At 48.5% G+C, this 14,822-nt stretch carries 23 protein-coding genes and 1 pseudogene; 11 read left to right on the top strand and 13 right to left on the bottom strand.

Annotated elements, in window-relative coordinates; translation table 11 throughout:
- Positions 1-96 precede the first annotated feature (96 nt).
- From NGAR_RS19385 to NGAR_RS11530, 4 genes and pseudogenes are all read right to left on the bottom strand, one after another.
- Positions 97-420: pseudogene (locus tag NGAR_RS19385) on the bottom strand (zinc ribbon domain-containing protein); the annotation flags it as partial.
- Positions 326-1,027 (bottom strand): hypothetical protein, encoded by a 702-nt coding sequence (locus NGAR_RS17680; protein ID WP_228369167.1) that lies wholly within the window; start codon positions 1,025-1,027, stop codon positions 326-328. The gene NGAR_RS17680 and the pseudogene NGAR_RS19385, both read right to left, overlap by 95 nt.
- 209 nt (positions 1,028-1,236) lie before the next feature.
- Positions 1,237-3,021, bottom strand: coding sequence for a hypothetical protein (locus tag NGAR_RS11535; RefSeq protein WP_015019920.1), 1,785 nt, complete (start codon positions 3,019-3,021; stop codon positions 1,237-1,239).
- 12 nt (positions 3,022-3,033) lie between these two features.
- The gene (locus tag NGAR_RS11530; protein WP_148681369.1) at positions 3,034-3,480 is read right to left on the bottom strand and encodes a hypothetical protein; all 447 of its coding nucleotides are present in this window, start codon (positions 3,478-3,480) and stop codon (positions 3,034-3,036) included.
- Positions 3,481-3,694: 214 nt separating this feature from the next.
- On the opposite strand from NGAR_RS11530, the gene NGAR_RS11525 reads away from it, so the two are divergent.
- On the top strand, positions 3,695-4,135 hold the full coding sequence (locus tag NGAR_RS11525; protein ID WP_015019918.1) for a hypothetical protein: 441 nt from the start codon (positions 3,695-3,697) through the stop codon (positions 4,133-4,135).
- Here NGAR_RS11525 and NGAR_RS11520 read toward each other — a convergent pair whose 3' ends face one another.
- The 3 genes from NGAR_RS11520 to cofE form a co-directional block, all read right to left on the bottom strand.
- Positions 4,136-4,663, bottom strand: a complete 528-nt coding sequence (locus NGAR_RS11520; protein WP_015019917.1) for a hypothetical protein — start codon at positions 4,661-4,663, stop codon at positions 4,136-4,138.
- A 35-nt stretch (positions 4,664-4,698) separates the two neighbouring features.
- Entirely contained in the window at positions 4,699-5,250 is a 552-nt protein-coding gene (locus NGAR_RS11515; protein ID WP_015019916.1) for a hypothetical protein, read from the bottom strand.
- A gap of 68 nt (positions 5,251-5,318) precedes the next feature.
- Complete coding sequence (cofE, locus tag NGAR_RS11510) at positions 5,319-6,065, bottom strand: coenzyme F420-0:L-glutamate ligase (protein WP_015019915.1); 747 nt, start codon at positions 6,063-6,065, stop codon at positions 5,319-5,321.
- A gap of 103 nt (positions 6,066-6,168) precedes the next feature.
- Here cofE and NGAR_RS11505 point away from each other — a divergent pair, with 103 nt between their 5' ends.
- Together NGAR_RS11505 and NGAR_RS11500 are read left to right on the top strand one after the other, a co-directional pair.
- Positions 6,169-7,449 carry a 3-isopropylmalate dehydratase large subunit gene (locus tag NGAR_RS11505; protein WP_015019914.1) on the top strand — a complete coding sequence of 427 codons (1,281 nt, stop codon included), beginning with the start codon at positions 6,169-6,171 and terminating at the stop codon, positions 7,447-7,449.
- Positions 7,446-7,949: a 3-isopropylmalate dehydratase small subunit gene (locus NGAR_RS11500; protein WP_015019913.1), complete on the top strand. Its 504-nt coding sequence runs from the start codon at positions 7,446-7,448 to the stop codon at positions 7,947-7,949. Before NGAR_RS11505 ends, NGAR_RS11500 begins: the two co-directional genes overlap by 4 nt.
- Here the strand turns inward: NGAR_RS11500 and NGAR_RS11495 are convergent.
- Positions 7,946-8,242: a ChaB family protein gene (locus NGAR_RS11495; protein ID WP_015019912.1), complete on the bottom strand. Its 297-nt coding sequence runs from the start codon at positions 8,240-8,242 to the stop codon at positions 7,946-7,948. The genes NGAR_RS11500 and NGAR_RS11495 overlap by 4 nt on opposite strands.
- Positions 8,243-8,290: 48 nt before the next feature.
- Here NGAR_RS11495 and NGAR_RS11490 point away from each other — a divergent pair, with 48 nt between their 5' ends.
- Positions 8,291-8,509: a hypothetical protein gene (locus NGAR_RS11490; protein ID WP_015019911.1), complete on the top strand. Its 219-nt coding sequence runs from the start codon at positions 8,291-8,293 to the stop codon at positions 8,507-8,509.
- Here the strand turns inward: NGAR_RS11490 and NGAR_RS11485 are convergent.
- Both NGAR_RS11485 and NGAR_RS11480 read right to left on the bottom strand, forming a co-directional pair.
- Positions 8,506-9,090: a YkgJ family cysteine cluster protein gene (locus tag NGAR_RS11485; RefSeq protein ID WP_015019910.1), complete on the bottom strand. Its 585-nt coding sequence runs from the start codon at positions 9,088-9,090 to the stop codon at positions 8,506-8,508. The two genes, NGAR_RS11490 and NGAR_RS11485, sit on opposite strands and share 4 nt — an antisense overlap.
- Positions 9,087-9,560 carry a hypothetical protein gene (locus NGAR_RS11480; RefSeq protein WP_015019909.1) on the bottom strand — a complete coding sequence of 158 codons (474 nt, stop codon included), beginning with the start codon at positions 9,558-9,560 and terminating at the stop codon, positions 9,087-9,089. Before NGAR_RS11480 ends, NGAR_RS11485 begins: the two co-directional genes overlap by 4 nt.
- Before the next feature lie 164 nt (positions 9,561-9,724).
- Here NGAR_RS11480 and NGAR_RS11475 point away from each other — a divergent pair, with 164 nt between their 5' ends.
- Both NGAR_RS11475 and NGAR_RS11470 read left to right on the top strand, forming a co-directional pair.
- On the top strand, positions 9,725-10,438 hold the full coding sequence (locus tag NGAR_RS11475) for an SIMPL domain-containing protein (protein ID WP_187147484.1): 714 nt from the start codon (positions 9,725-9,727) through the stop codon (positions 10,436-10,438).
- 86 nt (positions 10,439-10,524) lie between these two features.
- Positions 10,525-10,809 (top strand): winged helix-turn-helix domain-containing protein, encoded by a 285-nt coding sequence (locus NGAR_RS11470; protein ID WP_187147483.1) that lies wholly within the window; start codon positions 10,525-10,527, stop codon positions 10,807-10,809.
- A gap of 5 nt (positions 10,810-10,814) precedes the next feature.
- Here the strand turns inward: NGAR_RS11470 and NGAR_RS17675 are convergent, their stop codons facing one another.
- The 3 genes from NGAR_RS17675 to NGAR_RS11460 form a co-directional block, all read right to left on the bottom strand.
- Positions 10,815-10,985: a hypothetical protein gene (locus NGAR_RS17675; RefSeq protein WP_015019906.1), complete on the bottom strand. Its 171-nt coding sequence runs from the start codon at positions 10,983-10,985 to the stop codon at positions 10,815-10,817.
- A 66-nt stretch (positions 10,986-11,051) separates the two neighbouring features.
- Complete coding sequence (locus NGAR_RS11465) at positions 11,052-11,369, bottom strand: HNH endonuclease (RefSeq protein WP_015019905.1); 318 nt, start codon at positions 11,367-11,369, stop codon at positions 11,052-11,054.
- A 48-nt stretch (positions 11,370-11,417) separates the two neighbouring features.
- Positions 11,418-11,921: a hypothetical protein gene (locus NGAR_RS11460; protein ID WP_015019904.1), complete on the bottom strand. Its 504-nt coding sequence runs from the start codon at positions 11,919-11,921 to the stop codon at positions 11,418-11,420.
- 1,061 nt (positions 11,922-12,982) lie between these two features.
- Between NGAR_RS11460 and NGAR_RS11455 the strand changes: the two genes are divergently transcribed.
- From NGAR_RS11455 to trxA, 5 genes are all read left to right on the top strand, one after another.
- A complete protein-coding gene (locus NGAR_RS11455; RefSeq protein ID WP_148681368.1) occupies positions 12,983-13,456 on the top strand; it encodes an Lrp/AsnC family transcriptional regulator in 474 nt (157 codons plus the stop codon).
- A gap of 48 nt (positions 13,457-13,504) precedes the next feature.
- On the top strand, positions 13,505-13,696 hold the full coding sequence (locus tag NGAR_RS11450) for a SecE/sec61-gamma family protein translocase subunit (protein ID WP_228369166.1): 192 nt from the start codon (positions 13,505-13,507) through the stop codon (positions 13,694-13,696).
- Between the two features lie 18 nt (positions 13,697-13,714).
- A complete protein-coding gene (locus NGAR_RS18485; protein WP_228369165.1) occupies positions 13,715-13,867 on the top strand; it encodes a hypothetical protein in 153 nt (50 codons plus the stop codon).
- 69 nt (positions 13,868-13,936) lie between these two features.
- Positions 13,937-14,416, top strand: coding sequence for a hypothetical protein (locus NGAR_RS11445; RefSeq protein ID WP_015019902.1), 480 nt, complete (start codon positions 13,937-13,939; stop codon positions 14,414-14,416).
- Positions 14,417-14,451: 35 nt separating this feature from the next.
- Positions 14,452-14,799: a thioredoxin gene (gene trxA, locus NGAR_RS11440; protein WP_148681367.1), complete on the top strand. Its 348-nt coding sequence runs from the start codon at positions 14,452-14,454 to the stop codon at positions 14,797-14,799.
- The last annotated feature ends 23 nt before the right edge of the window (positions 14,800-14,822 follow it).

The raw sequence follows: 14,822 nt of genomic DNA, 5'->3' as shown, positions 1-14,822 counted from the left end.
TGCGGAATCCAAAAAGTCGTCCTGCTCTAGCGCAGAGAATCCGATCACGCCGTTGGCAAAGACATGCTCTGCCAACCTATTTCCAAGATTGACTGCTCCGTTGTAGTCAGCGTTGCAAGAGTAGCCGCAATCATGACACACAAACAGCCCTTGATGTGGTCTGCTTGTATTGTCACTGCCGCATTTGTGACATATCTTGCTGCTGTACCATTCCTTTGTCGTAATCACTGGGATGTCTTCCCAGCTGGCCTTGTACGTGATGTACTGCGCCAGCCTATAAAATGGCATGTTTGCAACTATCCTGTTCATCCTTCTACCTCTTGACCTATCTCGTATTCCAGACAGGTCGCCAAGTAGTATCAAAGCATTGTTCTGCTTTGCGATGTTGACGAGCTCTACTGATTTTATGTAGCATGTCATTTGCCTTGCGCTTTTCAGTATCCTTTATCCGTTTGATCATGTGGAGCAGTTTCTTTTGTCCAAGCACTCTGCGAAGGTACGCATAGTGCCGTCTCAAGCCTCTAACCTTTCTGCTCATGAACATGGGTCTACCTACTTTGGTTGGAATTTTGGCAGAACGAGGATCACTGACGAGCAGCACAGCAGTCGCAATGTTCCTCTCGCCCATATCCACAGCGAGTATGGCAGAGGGATGAGCGTTAATCCCAATTTCTTTCGAGATAGAGAGATGAAGTTCGTAATGCTCATCGCGCTTGACGAGCTTGGAGTCATTAAACTTGCCATTGATGTCATGCTTGGTTCGTAGCGGGCAGTAAATCCTGACTCCCTTTGCAATCCTGATGTCCAGAAAATACTTTGCAAACTTGTTATTCGTTTTAACTATGCTGAATGCTTGTTCATTTAGATAAAGAGGGTCGTTTGGCTCTGCTCTTGATGCCATGGCAGCATACATCGAGTATATTTCTGGATGCATCTTGCGGTTCTCTGCATATGGCTTCCTCTTCTTGATCATATCCTGCCATACAGCGTACACTTCATCAAGTAATGCTAGTTTTCTTTTTGTCAACTGAAAAAGACGGCATGTTACCGTTTTCCGAACTTCCAACCATTACTTATGACGAATAGTTCTTAAAATACTCCATCAACCGACTTGGCAGACCATCCTTGTAAAAGGAACCTAAACTTTCTCTTTTGTTAATCTTAATGAATGGATGAAGTTAGTGTCATATTGTCTTTTTATCTACTTGGTGGCATGAGGTATGATGTAGACGGAAGCTAGCTGGGCGTTACCTGTAAAGGCATCTCTGCAAGGGCGCCCACTGAAAAATCATTTGGATTAGATTGACCATCAAGCAATGCATACATTATGTAAACCTTCTTAGAAGTTACTATAGGAACTTTCGCGGTGAAAGACAGCACCTTGGCTTCAACAGCGTTATTATCGTTCCCTACGTGTTCTGATAACTCTGCGACGATCTGAGTCGAACCATCATCATATGGTGTGACAATTGCTGAGCTAAAACCCGATAGCGGGGTTATAACCACGACATCTGTAAAATCTGTTGGCACATTGATAATTAGTTTTGTTCCGGATTTTATGTACTTGTCACCTGCCTTATCAAAATCAACCACCGTCATGTTTACTCTTATAGTCGATCCTGATGCAATGCCGTTTATGTGTGTGAGGATGTTGCCATCTTGATAGGCATTCGAAGCACTACCTGTTTTAGACATGAATACGTTCGCAATAGCATTGGTACTGGCGGCTGCGCCTGAAGAGTAGCCAGTCTTTGTAAATTGTCCCATATTAGTAAAGACTGTAACAGATACCATAAATGCAGGTTCTTCTGTAGGATCATCCGATTGTACCCTTGCCAGAAATGATTTAGAGCTTAACGGATCTACTATCTCGGGACTTGCAGTATTTTTCCATTGAATCATATTCTCATGCGGACAAGTCCACTGTGGAGAGTCGCCCGTACCTGGATAAATTGCGGTTTCACAATTATTGCCACTTTTTATAATGAAAGAATTAACACCTCCTTGAGCGGGCTTTGAGGTGTAGGCATTTATCACAATCCTAGAAACCGTCATGGGGACTTTTGTTGGATTTGAAACAACCACGCCCCACAATCCTTTTTCTGTGTTCTCGCCAAATGGACTTGGAAGGATCAGGAATATCTCTGGCTTTTGCACCAAGGATGTGTAAATCACTTGTGTCGTGGAAGCTGATATTTGGGATTCCTCGATCAGTTTTGAATACGCCCTTTCACGAACCCAATTGCCCTGCTTTGCATTAGCCAAGGAAGCGTTAAAGTTGATATACTTTTCATCCGGTATCTGCACTTCAAAGATCCACTTGAATAGCGCTGTACTGCCTTTTGCTATTGTTGTAATATTTGATGGCGGCTGCACATGTTTTATTACATTACAGCTTGCGCTTCCTAGAGGGCTGCAGTCAACAGTATAGGTCAGATTCAGCTTGACAGGTCCAGTCAACTGCGAATCAGTCAAGTTATTCGTCACTGTATAGAGCACCGTAACATTCTCTCCCGGTGTGAATGTTGGTGGGATGACATAGAGTGCCATCGGCAGCGCTACAGAAGAAATCGGCGTCAAGTTGGTCGTCGCAGTATTTCCTGATTCAGTGACAACTCTGATAGAATATTTGGTATTGTTCTTGATAGACAAGGGCAACTCATTGCCAATGTTAACAGATTTTCTTCCATCGACAACTTTGTTGAGGTCGTACCTGAACTGCTCCTTTGATGTTTCATTAACAATATAAATCGACTTGATCGTTGCGGCTGCGCCGCCGGTATTGGCGACTGTCATGTTCAGCTTCTTGTTGCTAGTCACCCTTACGTCGGTAATGTCGATCTCTTCGTTGAGCCTGTTAAGTTCCGAGCTTGATTTTTCAATGATCGATTGAGTGACCCTGTCCTGCTGCTGCATGGTCCACAGCACAACGTTCAGGGCCCCTAGAGTGATGAGTATCATGAATACAGCCCCAATTACCGTGCTGAGACCTCTGCATCCTTTGCAGTTTATCTTTGTCATCCAATCTCCTCTCTAAGATTTCCAGACCTGCTTTGCTTCTGAGCCTCTTTCGGTCTTGACCCATATTGACTGGAGTCTATCGGGTCCCCAACTAGTCGGGACCTTTATCTCTTCAACAGTGCCCGCGGCAATAACCTTGCCAGTATTCCAAGCTTGAGTATTGTTTATGTAAACATGAGTAACCTTGATCGCAAGATCTCCGGTGTTCCGGATAGTCACGTTGGCATAATTGCCACTTTGAATGTAGAACCATACATCCTCAATGATAAAACTTTCATTAATGAGATTTATCCTGCTGTTAGTCTGGTTGGCTATGGTTTGTTGCTGCATTGCAAAGCTGAAATTTGACCATGCCACCAAGGCGACGCCTATGATTGAAACAGCCGCGACAAGCATGACAGAGGTGACTATGGTACTGACGCCTCTACGGCTGTACCTTCTCCTATTCCTTATAGGCAATCAAGGTATTGCAACCGGGCGACCTCATATCGGTTAGTATGTAAAATGAAGCTACACTAGTTAGGTCAACAATGTCGCATGGGAGACGCCGTCAAGAGATATAAAACTAGTTTGCTGCAAGCGCACATTCACATGCGCCTCACAATACCTTGCAAAATTTGCAGACTTGGACCTAAAAAGATTATATAATCTTCACACATTGCTACATCTCTCTTTGAACCTTAAGGAGGTAAACGAAGTATTTCGCCGGGCGATAATCAAGGCTTACTTTGAGCCCGAGCTCCTGAGGATGGACTACCACCGCTCAAGCGTCAAGCACCCAAACATCCAAGAAGACGGCCTGACAGTCGAAGATGTCCTACATCTCTACTTCGATGTCTCCACCGGCAACGACTACCCAGACGGCGACGAATGGTTCAGCATCGAATACCTGTTGCCGTACAACGTCAAGCTGCCGGACGGCTTGAAGGGCCCAGACTACTTTACCACACTGTCAATATCTGAGGGCAAGCACTACTGGCGACATAGAGAGCTTGTAAGGTTCAAGTACGGCAAGTCAAAAAAGCTGACCGAGTCGCTCGAGTTCATTGACAAAAAGTACAAGGAGCTCAGCAAGGCCGTGCATAGCTCGCCGGTCATAAACCAGCTAAAGTGATCATTTCATTTTCCATTCGCCGTTCTTGAAAAAATAGTTGACGCAGTTGCTTTTTGCAACCGCGGGGCTCCACCTGAAGCTGGCCTCGTCGTACGAGTACCATATCTCCTCTGCTCTGGGCGGAATCGTCTTTAGCTGCACCGGCACAATGTCCACCATGTACTCTATCTTTTCGATGCCCATCTCAAACTGCCTGTCTCCCTTTGACAGCAACGGGAAAACGAGATCAACACTTTCGTTGCCAAAGCCGGCGAACCTGATGAACGTCTTGACACCCTTTTTGCCGCGCCTGCGCTTGACGTCCTTTATCACGCCCTTTATTTTGAACCAGCTGTCCATCGTGAACGCCTGGAAGAAAGGCTCGCCGTATGCCGCCGGAAAGCCGATCTCGATCATGCTGACGTACTGCGGGTCGTCCGGCTGCAACTGTCTCTCTTCCACTTCAAAGGAGCGCCTGAGCGTGTCAAAGATCACCTCGATCTCCCAAGGGGATATGCCGTAGTGCTGGAAGCTGGCTGTTTCTGGCACCGCGTGGAATTGGTGAAAAAGAAATAAAGTCTTTGCTAAAAGAAGCCGATGAACTTTGCCAGATAGATCAGCGACAGGGTCACAACAGAGCCGGCCATGTGCTTCCACGGGAGCGGCGGCAGCCTCGGCGCGTTCAGCGTTATCTGGTGGTTATCTATGATGGTCGTGATGTACTGCTTTAGCTTCGCATGCCAGATCTGGTATTCGATCTTGTGCTTCTTCAGGATCGACTCGATTTCATATATGACTGGCGCCCTTACGGAGCGGATGTGCTGTATGTATTTCCGTGATATCTCGACCTCTGCATGGATTGCGATCAAGCCTTGCTGCATTTCAAGCAGCCTGACATGCATCTCCCAAGGCTTGGCCAGCTTTTTAGAAAAGCCATGCCCGATCTGTGTGGGCTTTCTGTTCTCCAGCTTGACTCGCTTGAAGCCCTCAGATATCAGCGCGTTGATAATCTCGTCCTTCTTTGTCCTGACCATCAGGGAAAGGTGGTCAAGCTCGATCTCTTCCTTGCGGATAAAGTCCTGCAACCCCTTTACAATGCTTATCGTCTTTGGGTAGCTGGTAAGGAATTCGGGCATTTACTTCGTAGCTCTTGTTCCATATCATGACATATTAAAACTCTATGCAAGGGGGATATCTAACATTCTCATGCCCTGTGGATCCCTCTGAGGTAGATGTCTTGAGAGGGTGAGACTGCCATGTCCTTCCATGAGAATTTTTTCTCAGACCATATGACCTTGGCTCCCCTCACGACTGCAGCCGGTGTCGACTCGTCGCTCTCACCCATCACTGCGACTCCCATAGTTGCGAGGCCGTCGGCAACTGCCTTGAACGTGTACTTTAGTACGTTGCCAAAGAGGTCGCGCCTGCCTCGCAGGTCCTCAACCGGCTCAAAACCGGCACACGCTATTGCGACTCCCGTGGTGCCTATGCGAGTTGGCATGAGGCGGCTGTCTGCGATCACGACTCCGACCCTGATCCCTCGTTCTGTCTGGAACTTTTGTCTCAGCCTCTCTGCGGTGCCAAAAGGGTCACGTGGATACAGAATTGCATAGCCTTTTGGGACGTTTGACTTGTCGATGCCAGCGTTTGGCGCTATCATGCCGTCTCTGATTGCAAGCAGGAATCCTGGCACGCCCCTGATGACATGGTCGGACTCTCTTAGCACAAGCTCGGCCATCTTGGGCTCCATATAGCACTTGGCCGCGAGCACCCGTGCCTTCTTGCTGACCCGAACTCTGGAGAGGTTGACGACTGCGCCTTCGCTCATTGACACGAACTTGCTAGAGACTACCAGAATGTCGTCGTCCCTATAGTCAAACTCCTGCAGGCTCTCGTACAGGTCAAACCTGCCCCTCTTTACTTCTGTGCGTATCGGCAGAATCTCGACCAAGCACCATGACGTAAATCGTACTCTTTATTGTGCTTTCTGCAAAGGTTTTAATCCATCATGCAGGCACAGTTCTCATACTATAACGTGAACTGTTTTGGCAGGAATGACAATCACTGAAAAGATACTTGCCCGCGCGGCCGGCAAGCAGAGGCTGTCGCCTGGCGACGTTGTGTTCGCCAAAGTAGACAAGGTAATGATGCATGACGTTTCGGGTCCCGGCGTAATCAAGGTGTTCAGCGAATGGGAGAAGAAGGGGATAAAGCTGGATCACATCTGGGATCCCAACAAAGTGTGGGTGACTGAAGATCACTTTGTGCCTGCAGCAGACAGGGTATCTGCAGAGAACATTATTACGCTTTCCAATTTCACAAAAAAGTATGGGATTAACAAGCACTTCAAGTACGGGCTTGGCCAGTATGGGATCTGCCATACGCTTTCGCACGAGGAGGCGATGGTACTGCCCGGCGAAGTCTACGTTGGGGGCGACTCCCACACAAACACCACTGGCGCGATGGGCGCTTTTGCAGCCGGCCTTGGACACACTGACATCGCATACGTGCTCATGAACGGCCAGATCTGGTTCAGGGTGCCGGAGACGATGCTCTTCAAGATAGAGGGCACCAAGCCTGCCCACATCATGGCAAAGGACATTATCCTCCGGATAATAGGCGACATTGGGACAGACGGCGCCAACTACAAGGCGATGCAGTTTGCCGGTAGCGTGGTCAAGAAATTGGCTATGGAAGAGCGCCTTACGCTTACAAACATGACGACGGAGGCGGGAGCCAAGAATGGCATTGTCGAGCCGGACGAAACAACGTATGCTTATCTTCGCGAAAGAACCGACGCGAAATATTCGCCAGTGAACGGCGACCCTGACGCGCACTACTCTGAAGTCTTTACCTATGACATAGAAAAGCTCGAGCCGACGGTAGCCAAGCCGTTTTCGCCTGGCAACATTTCTGCCGCAAGGGAGCTGCAGGGGACAGAGCTTGACAAGGCGTACATCGGCTCGTGCACCGGAGCAAAGCTGGAGGACCTAAGAGAAGCGGCCAAGATATTGAAGGGCAAGAAAGTCAAGATCAGGACCGAAGTACTTCCGGCGGCGCAGTCCATCTACGCAAAGGCGATGAAGGAGGGGCTGATAAACATCTTTATGGAAGCCGGCGCCGTCGTAGGTCCGCCTACCTGCGGTGCATGCTGCGGCGCTCACATGGGAGTGCTTGGCAAGGGCGAAGTGTGCATCAGCACGACCAACCGCAACTTTCCAGGAAGGATGGGCCATGTCGAATCAAAGACGTACCTTGCATCGCCAATAGTGGTCGCGGCTTCTGCAGTCATGGGCAAGATAACAGACCCGAGGGATGTGAAAAATAATAATTGAACAAAACATTAAGAGGCAGGGTCCACAAGTACGACAGGGACAACATCGACACCGATGTCATAATTCCCGGACCATACTTGAAGATTCACGATCACAAAGAACTGGCAAAGCACGCGATGGAAGGCATCGACCCGAAATTCCCTGAGAAAGTGTCGCAGGGCGACTTCCTCGTAACCGGTAACAACTTTGGCTGCGGCTCTAGCAGGGAGCATGCGCCGATAGCACTTTCGCAGACAGGCATCAAGGCTATACTGTCGCCTTCCTTTGCAAGGATATTCTACAGAAACGCGGTGGACGGGGGCTATTTGCTGCCGATAGAGATCGACGAGTCGACGGTCAAGAAAATATCCGACAAGGATGAGCTAGAGATCGATCTTGAGCAAAATAGGATAACCAACATCACAAAGAACGAGCAATACCAGATGAAGCCATTCCCGGAACTGATTGCAAAAATTGTCGAGGCAGGCGGGCTAATGAACTACAAGCCATCGTCGGCCTAGTCCTTTTCCCACCTGCTTCCTTCTTTCCTGTATCCTGCCTTTCTAACGGCAGACCACGCCACCTTGTGCGCAACCTGCTCCCTGCTCTGGCGTCCGCCTCCTCGCCTCTTTGATGGGCTCTTGTACTGTTTTAGCGCGTTCTTGTGCGCTTTTCTGTAAATTTGCTGCGCATGAGTCGGGAGGGTTTCTATCGCCTTCCTTGTTCTAGGAGATAGGCCGGCGCCATTTCGGGCTCGACTGCTGCTTCTCCTCTTTGTGGTCTTCCTGCCTGTAGTAGACCTTCCTCTTGCCATGTTGCCGCTGGCTCAACATGATATATAACCAGTATACAGGATCATGCTATGGCGCGCAAGGGCCGGCTTGAAGAAATCTTTAGCAAGGCGCTATATGCGGATGACGCCGCTCTATACTCTGTCAGCTACCGAGATTTTGAAAACATTGTCGAGGTCAGTCTGCCGGAATTTGTCTCGCTATCTGAAAATTTGCAAGTCATACCGCAGAACAGGATCGTGCTTGTAAAAAAGGGCAACCAGATACTGTACCGCAAGCATGGTTATTAAGATTCGGCGACCCAGCCTTCTGGCAGCATGGCGTCTCCTCCTGCTCTGCCGGTAGCAGTCGCATAGCGCCATACCTTGCTTTTGCCGGCGGTGACGTTTGCCTTTATTCTGACCAGCGCTTCAACTTCTTGCTGCAGGCAGCTGTTCTCTGCCCTTGTCGTAGAGAACTTTTTGCAGAATTGGCAGTGGCCGTCAAGCGTTGCAACAGTAGCAGTGCTGCCTGCATCGATGACAGGATAGGCCCTACATGCAAGCGGACGTTCTGGATAGATCCTGCAATTGAAGCCGCCGTGAGGCGATCTTTCGCCGCTCTCAACATCCAGAAACGGGCAGAGGTCGCCATCGTCGTTCTTGCCCATCATCTGGTACGCGATTACCTTCTCTGGGAATTCTTTTCCAACGGCAAGCCGCGGGATTATCTTCACTTGCACACTCATTTTCTTGGCCAGCTTCTTAATTGCTGTTTTTTCTTCAGGCAGTAAGAGCACCCCGATCTTGCCATACTCGATAGAAGGGTAGTATTCCCTGTAGATGCAGCAGTCCGAGCACCCTTGAACACAGCTGAACTTTTTTATCATCATTTGTTTTCCTGTATGCATTGCCACTCTATGCTATCTTGGGCAAGCTCGTCGTATTTCATAAAAGCAATGTCGTAGACTGACTTTGACTTTTTTAGAACTTCAAGGTCGAACTTGCTCCCGTCCTTTTTTTTCTTGACGTTTTCTTTGTAAATACCAAACCGCAAAATCGCCTTCTTTTCATAGCCTACCTTGAACCGCTCATAATTTTCAGACACTGGCACCTTCTTCACAAAGCCGGTGTTGTCACCGGTGTAATTGGAGCCGCCATAAAGTATGAACCAGTAGCTGTCATCCTGCTCCACAAAGCGGAGCTTTATCGCGTCATCGGGCCACCACTCGATCGTCTTTTTCCAGAGCCGGAAAGCAGCTATCTTATCCTCAAAGAGTGGAAAGACATTCATGTAGACGTCGTGATAGCGGTAGCCCACTCCAACAAAGTCTTTGAACCAATATGATGGCTTGCTGCTCAATAGCAAATAAGTTGTGGGTGCTACTATAATAAAAAAGTGAAGATGATAAAGAAGATAAATCATCTATTTGATAGTATGACATCGCCTAAAAGTGCAATCAGCGACTCTGCTTCATGAACTCCAAGTTCTTAATACTACCATTAGTCGCACTCACTGTCATTGCAATGATGGCAAGCGCTGTTTCTGCTCAAGTGTCGCCCTCTTATGATCCCGCACAATCCACCTCCGCGATACCTGATGCGAACAACACCATAGTTGTGACTGGCACGGCGACAGAAAGAGTCAAGCCTGACAGGGTTACAGCCGCTTTTGCGGTAGAGACGGTCGACGAAACTGCCGGCGCCGCTCTGAAGAAAAACTCTGAGAAAATGGACTCAGTGATCGCTGCTCTGGAGAATGCCGGCGTACAGGAAAACGAGACGCGCACTGCATACTTTAGCATATCTCCAAACTACAACTATACCGAATTTGGCGCACAAGAGCTGACTGGATACACAGTTACCAATTCAATAATGGTAGAGAGCTCGAACCTGTCAAACGTATCTGAATGGATTGACGCAGCGGTTAGAGCCAGCGCAAACAGGGTGGACAGCCTGTCATTTACAATATCTGAAGAAAAGCTGGACAATATACGGGCAGACCTGACACAGCAGGCAGTTGATAACGCAAGGGACAAGGCAGAAGCTCTGGCTCGGGCGCTGGACGTGGAAATAACAGGGGTCAAGGCAGCTAGCCTCTTTGATCTTGGCAATCCTCCAGTGACACCGCTTTCGCTATCGCTTGCAACAGATGCTGCTGCAAAGAGCGTGGCAACCCCTATAATACCTGGCGAGCAAACAGTAACTGCAACTGTAGCAGTAGTCTATGAGATTGGATAAAAAAGTCCAATCCATCTCTATATTTTCTGTCTGTATTGCTACCTACGTAATGCTTATTACAAACTGCCTGCTTGCTAGAGATTGGAATGGGCGATGTATACCGCAATAGCGTCAAGATTGTAGGGGACGTACTGCGGATAGCAGACGAGTCAGGGACGGGAGGCGTCAACCTGACAGCTCTATTGAGGAAGGCTAACCTGTCGTACAGCAGGCTTGCAAATGTGGCGCTAAAGCTGATGGAGGCAGGCCTGATAGACGAGCAGGTACAGGAAGGGCAGCGCATCTATACCATTACTTCCCGTGGCAGGGACTATTTGCGCAGGTACCAGCAATTCGCAGAAATTGCAGATTCTTTTGGTCTAAAACTCTAGGTCAGTCACTGGTCTTTTTCTACTGCCTCGATGTGGCATTCGTGCCCTCTGTGATCCTTGTCCAGCTGCTGGGCTTCTTCGCTTGTTATCGGGAACCTTTCCTCGCTCACACCAGGCTTTTCCAGAAGCACCTTACCGCATGTGTCGCAGACAAGCTGCATCACAACTTTGCCCATTTCAGGATCAGTAATTCTAGATGATGATATTTATAGACTATTCTGCCAGCCGGCCGGCCAGCTCGCCTATTTGTCCAGATCGACAGGTATCCGCCTGAGGACGCTCCGCATACCGCCAAACATGCCCTTGTTTTTCCTTTCCTTTTCTTCGACCTCCTTGAAGCATTCCGGGCACAATGCGCGCAGGTTTATCGGCCGATTATCCTTTTTCGAGCCGTTAATGTGCTCAAACTGAGGCTGGACGCTCGGTGTGAATTTTACTCCGCACTTTTGGCAGCGGTTGCGCGCACGCTCTAGCACAGTTTGCTTGATGGCAAGCGTCAGGTGCTCGTACTTTTTCTTGTCAAAGCTGGGGCCGCCACTTGAAGAACCGAAAAACGACACAAGTACAGTTGGAGCCAGCTCAAACTTATGTCTTGCGATCTCGTATTATCACAGTATCTTGGCGCTTCTTGCAACGGCGTAAACGTGATCCTTTAGGTCACGCTCGTAAAGCGAGTTCATCTTTTCAATGAGCGTCTGGCGCGCCTGAGCCCTTGCCTCGGCAGTCTCGGCTGAGAGCGCGGCTGCAAAAATTTCTGGAAAATTCTCCTTTATCCAGCCATCCAGCACAAGGTACCTGTTCTCGTTTATCCATATGACCCGGGAGGTGGCCTGATCCACTTCTTCGTTGAACCTGCCAGTCTCTACCCTGTCAATGAGCATAAAGATACAGTTGTTGGGGTCGGGGTTGTTGATTATCTCCATAGGTCGCCCGCCAGCCCTTCCTGCCTGTATCCGTTCAATGAGACCGATGGGCCTGACATGCGTGCCGACGACGTGTACCCTGCTGCCGTTCACCGACTGAATGCGGCCTATAATTATTCTGCTAAAGTTCCCCTCCTTTTGCACTACGAAAACATACTCGCCGGGCTTGATTCCTCCCCTGCTGAACATCTCTATACACAAGAAACCCGGCTTGCAAATTATATAATGTTATCGAGTACGACGAGCTCTAATCGATTTTTTCATGATGAATATGTCATGTTGTCTGGAACATTATATTCTGGTATCCAAATATTTCATGAAGATAACCTGAGATAGACAAGCATTGAACTTTCACAAACTATTAGTGCTTGTTCCTCCTATGTATGCATGTACCGCCTGTGACGGTCTTCTCCTGCAGAGCGGCATAGCAGACAACCTATTGTTATTATGATTATTGGACTATGGATGGTTTTCTCCAAAGGTAGGGAGTTATTTTCCTCTAACCGTCAAAATTTAGTAGAAGCTACAAAGCTAACTCAATGGCTTACTGCCACGTATTATCCTATGCTGTGAACTTGTGCTATTTTTTCATGACGATGAGTTAGTCGCTCTCCATTTCTCTTACTTTGGTTTCTCCCATTCCGGCAGAGCGGGCAATTACGTAAAATATTGCCCCTAATGATGTCCAAAATAGCACACTGATCGGGATCAATATAGCTGCGGTATATGGCTGGAAACTGACTTGCCCTTGGACAATTAATCCTTCTAAAATCTTGTGTGCAAAGATATTGATGAACAGCCTATAACAGAATCCTCACCCGGACCTATTACAATCACATAATCGGCAATTCCAATAACAAGGACAAATGCCGCCAGTATGCAAACTATTCTCCCGATAGAAGCTATACACTTGATGTGTCCTTATCAAGCAAATTTTTCCGGCGTATAGTGGTTAGATGCAGCTGTTTGATATTTAAAGCATCTCGCATCAGATTCTGTGGCACGATAAGTCCTACAATTGGGAATACAATGTGGCAATGATTTCAATAAAAAATGGGGCCTTAATAGCTGCTGCCGTCTTGCGTTTTATGCCTAGACCGAACATGTTGAGTGGATCTTTGCACATGTTGTTGCTCGCTGCATCATAAGTTTTTCAGGATTCGCCGCGTTGCAACCTAAGGAATTGCTTTTTAGACATGGAATCAGTTAGAATTACATTTATTAACACAGGCTCGCTACGTTAGACGGATATGCACAAGTTTGACGAGCTTGATATGCGGATATTGTCTGAACTCACCCGTGACGCGAGCATCTCTGTGCCAAGGCTGAGCAAGAAACTAAATGTTAATGCTTCCGTCCTTTACAGTAGGATAAAGCGCTTGACAAAACGCAGCCTGGTCAAGAAATTCACGGTTGTTGTTAATGAAAACATGCTCGGCATAAACGTCAAGGCTACAGTCGGAATCAACCGCGACCCCAAGCTGAAGGAGCCCATCCATTCTGAGCTGATGAAGATACCGGAGGTCAGGTCGCTCTCAGAAGTCACCGGCAGGTTCGACATGATAGTGAGCGTAAGCGCACATACGCTGGAAGAGCTCCACAATGTCGTCATAGAGCGCATCGGCAAGATAGAAGGAATACAGAATACTGAGACGTTCGTCGAGATGCAGAGGACCGAGAAAGAGCCTCTCTACACGGTCCAGCAGTCGTCGCTTTCAAGGTAAGAAAGCGACAGATGTTTTATATAACGCAGGCGCCCCTCCAACCATGACTTGTCACTCATCGAGCGCAAGATTTCAGAAATGATCCAGACCCTCAGGCTGGCAAAAAAGACCAGCAGGGAGGACTATTCACAGCATCTGCGGCTCGTTGTTCTGGGCATGCTCACGGTAGGCGGCGTCGCCTTTGTAATCAAGCTCATAGCCGAGTTTGTCGCAGTCGGCACCAGCGGCCGGTTCGGCTAATCGAATAAAACAGCGATAATGATAATAGCTACAGCTGCTGCTACTGCAGCAGCAACTGCAACCATTACAGGTTTTGCAATCTATGATAGCAGAGGCCCCCTGGAAGTTGCTTTTCCGTACAATGGGACCACCTCTGGGAAATTTGGACTGCCCAAATTCATTCCGGTTTAAGGCTTTAGTGTCGAATATGTTAGGGAAATTGCAAGGCAGGTTTGCGGCGGAGTCGGAAGAGAGGGCTGGGTGCCACTTGAGGTGGTCTTTGCATACCTTGAACCAAAAGAGACAGTGTATCGGATCCCTTGTGGCCAAGGGCCGCCAGGCTACTTTTACCGATCATTTTATTTCTCTGGCGCAGGGTCGACGATAATAGACGAATACCACCCAAACGCGCAGTCGCTGTTTGATATTGCATCGCCCACGCAGGCGGCAGAATATGTGATGTACTTTGACATAGTGCTATCAGGCGAGCAGGGCAACAAGCAGTTTGTTATCACCAAGGACCAGTATGATAGGTGGGCGGAGCAATGCATCAAAGAAGAAGACAACAACAAAACGTCTGCGGTAAAGGAGCTGACCGTGACCAGCTTGGGCGATAGTTATGATGTCCAGCTGAACTTTGTCAGCGGCTCGTTTGAGTACCGCCACTATGTGGTTAACAGGAACGGCACGATCGAGCGTTTGGCAGAGGAAGCGCTGGGGCACTGCGGCTTTGCCATTTGACAAAATATAAAATACCATTCTGCACAATTCTGCCTATGGAAAGCAAGACAGACAGCAACAGCGTCACCCACGTTACTACAAAGACTTGGGACGCCGAAGTGCTTAGGTCGGACCTGCCCGTTTTCGTGGACTTTTGGGCAGAGTGGTGCGGACCCTGCAGGATGGTAGGGCCAGCAGTAGAGCAGATCGGCAAGATCTTGGCCGGCAAGGTCAAGGTAGCCAAGCTGAACGTGGATGAGAACCAGCAGATCGCAATGAAGTATGGAGTCCAGTCGATCCCATCGCTTATCCTGTTCAAAGGCGGCAAAGAGGTTGCAAGGACGATAGGCGCGGCCCCAAAAGAGGCGTACCTAAAGTTCATCGAAAACTCGCTCAAAGCCTGACCGACCTTTTTTCCTTCTTTTAT

This window comes from Candidatus Nitrososphaera gargensis Ga9.2, assembly GCF_000303155.1.
Classification (GTDB): domain Archaea; phylum Thermoproteota; class Nitrososphaeria; order Nitrososphaerales; family Nitrososphaeraceae; genus Nitrososphaera; species Nitrososphaera gargensis.
The sequence above is the reverse complement of the archived record's forward strand: the minus strand, read 5'-3'. Positions and strand labels throughout refer to the sequence as shown.

Coding starts and splice junctions, on each gene's coding strand:
- NGAR_RS11495 (WP_015019912.1), bottom strand. CDS start 8,242: ATGGCAAGAGGAAGGTCTACTACAGGCAGGAAGACCACAAAGAGGAGA.
- NGAR_RS11455 (WP_148681368.1), top strand. CDS start 12,983: ATGCACAAGTTTGACGAGCTTGATATGCGGATATTGTCTGAACTCACC.
- NGAR_RS18485 (WP_228369165.1), top strand. CDS start 13,715: ATGATAATAGCTACAGCTGCTGCTACTGCAGCAGCAACTGCAACCATT.
- NGAR_RS11475 (WP_187147484.1), top strand. CDS start 9,725: ATGATGGCAAGCGCTGTTTCTGCTCAAGTGTCGCCCTCTTATGATCCC.
- NGAR_RS11470 (WP_187147483.1), top strand. CDS start 10,525: ATGGGCGATGTATACCGCAATAGCGTCAAGATTGTAGGGGACGTACTG.
- NGAR_RS11490 (WP_015019911.1), top strand. CDS start 8,291: ATGGCGCGCAAGGGCCGGCTTGAAGAAATCTTTAGCAAGGCGCTATAT.
- NGAR_RS11505 (WP_015019914.1), top strand. CDS start 6,169: ATGACAATCACTGAAAAGATACTTGCCCGCGCGGCCGGCAAGCAGAGG.
- NGAR_RS11485 (WP_015019910.1), bottom strand. CDS start 9,090: ATGATGATAAAAAAGTTCAGCTGTGTTCAAGGGTGCTCGGACTGCTGC.
- NGAR_RS11515 (WP_015019916.1), bottom strand. CDS start 5,250: ATGCCCGAATTCCTTACCAGCTACCCAAAGACGATAAGCATTGTAAAG.
- NGAR_RS17675 (WP_015019906.1), bottom strand. CDS start 10,985: ATGGGCAAAGTTGTGATGCAGCTTGTCTGCGACACATGCGGTAAGGTG.
- NGAR_RS11535 (WP_015019920.1), bottom strand. CDS start 3,021: ATGACAAAGATAAACTGCAAAGGATGCAGAGGTCTCAGCACGGTAATT.
- NGAR_RS11460 (WP_015019904.1), bottom strand. CDS start 11,921: ATGTTCAGCAGGGGAGGAATCAAGCCCGGCGAGTATGTTTTCGTAGTG.
- trxA (WP_148681367.1), top strand. CDS start 14,452: ATGGAAAGCAAGACAGACAGCAACAGCGTCACCCACGTTACTACAAAG.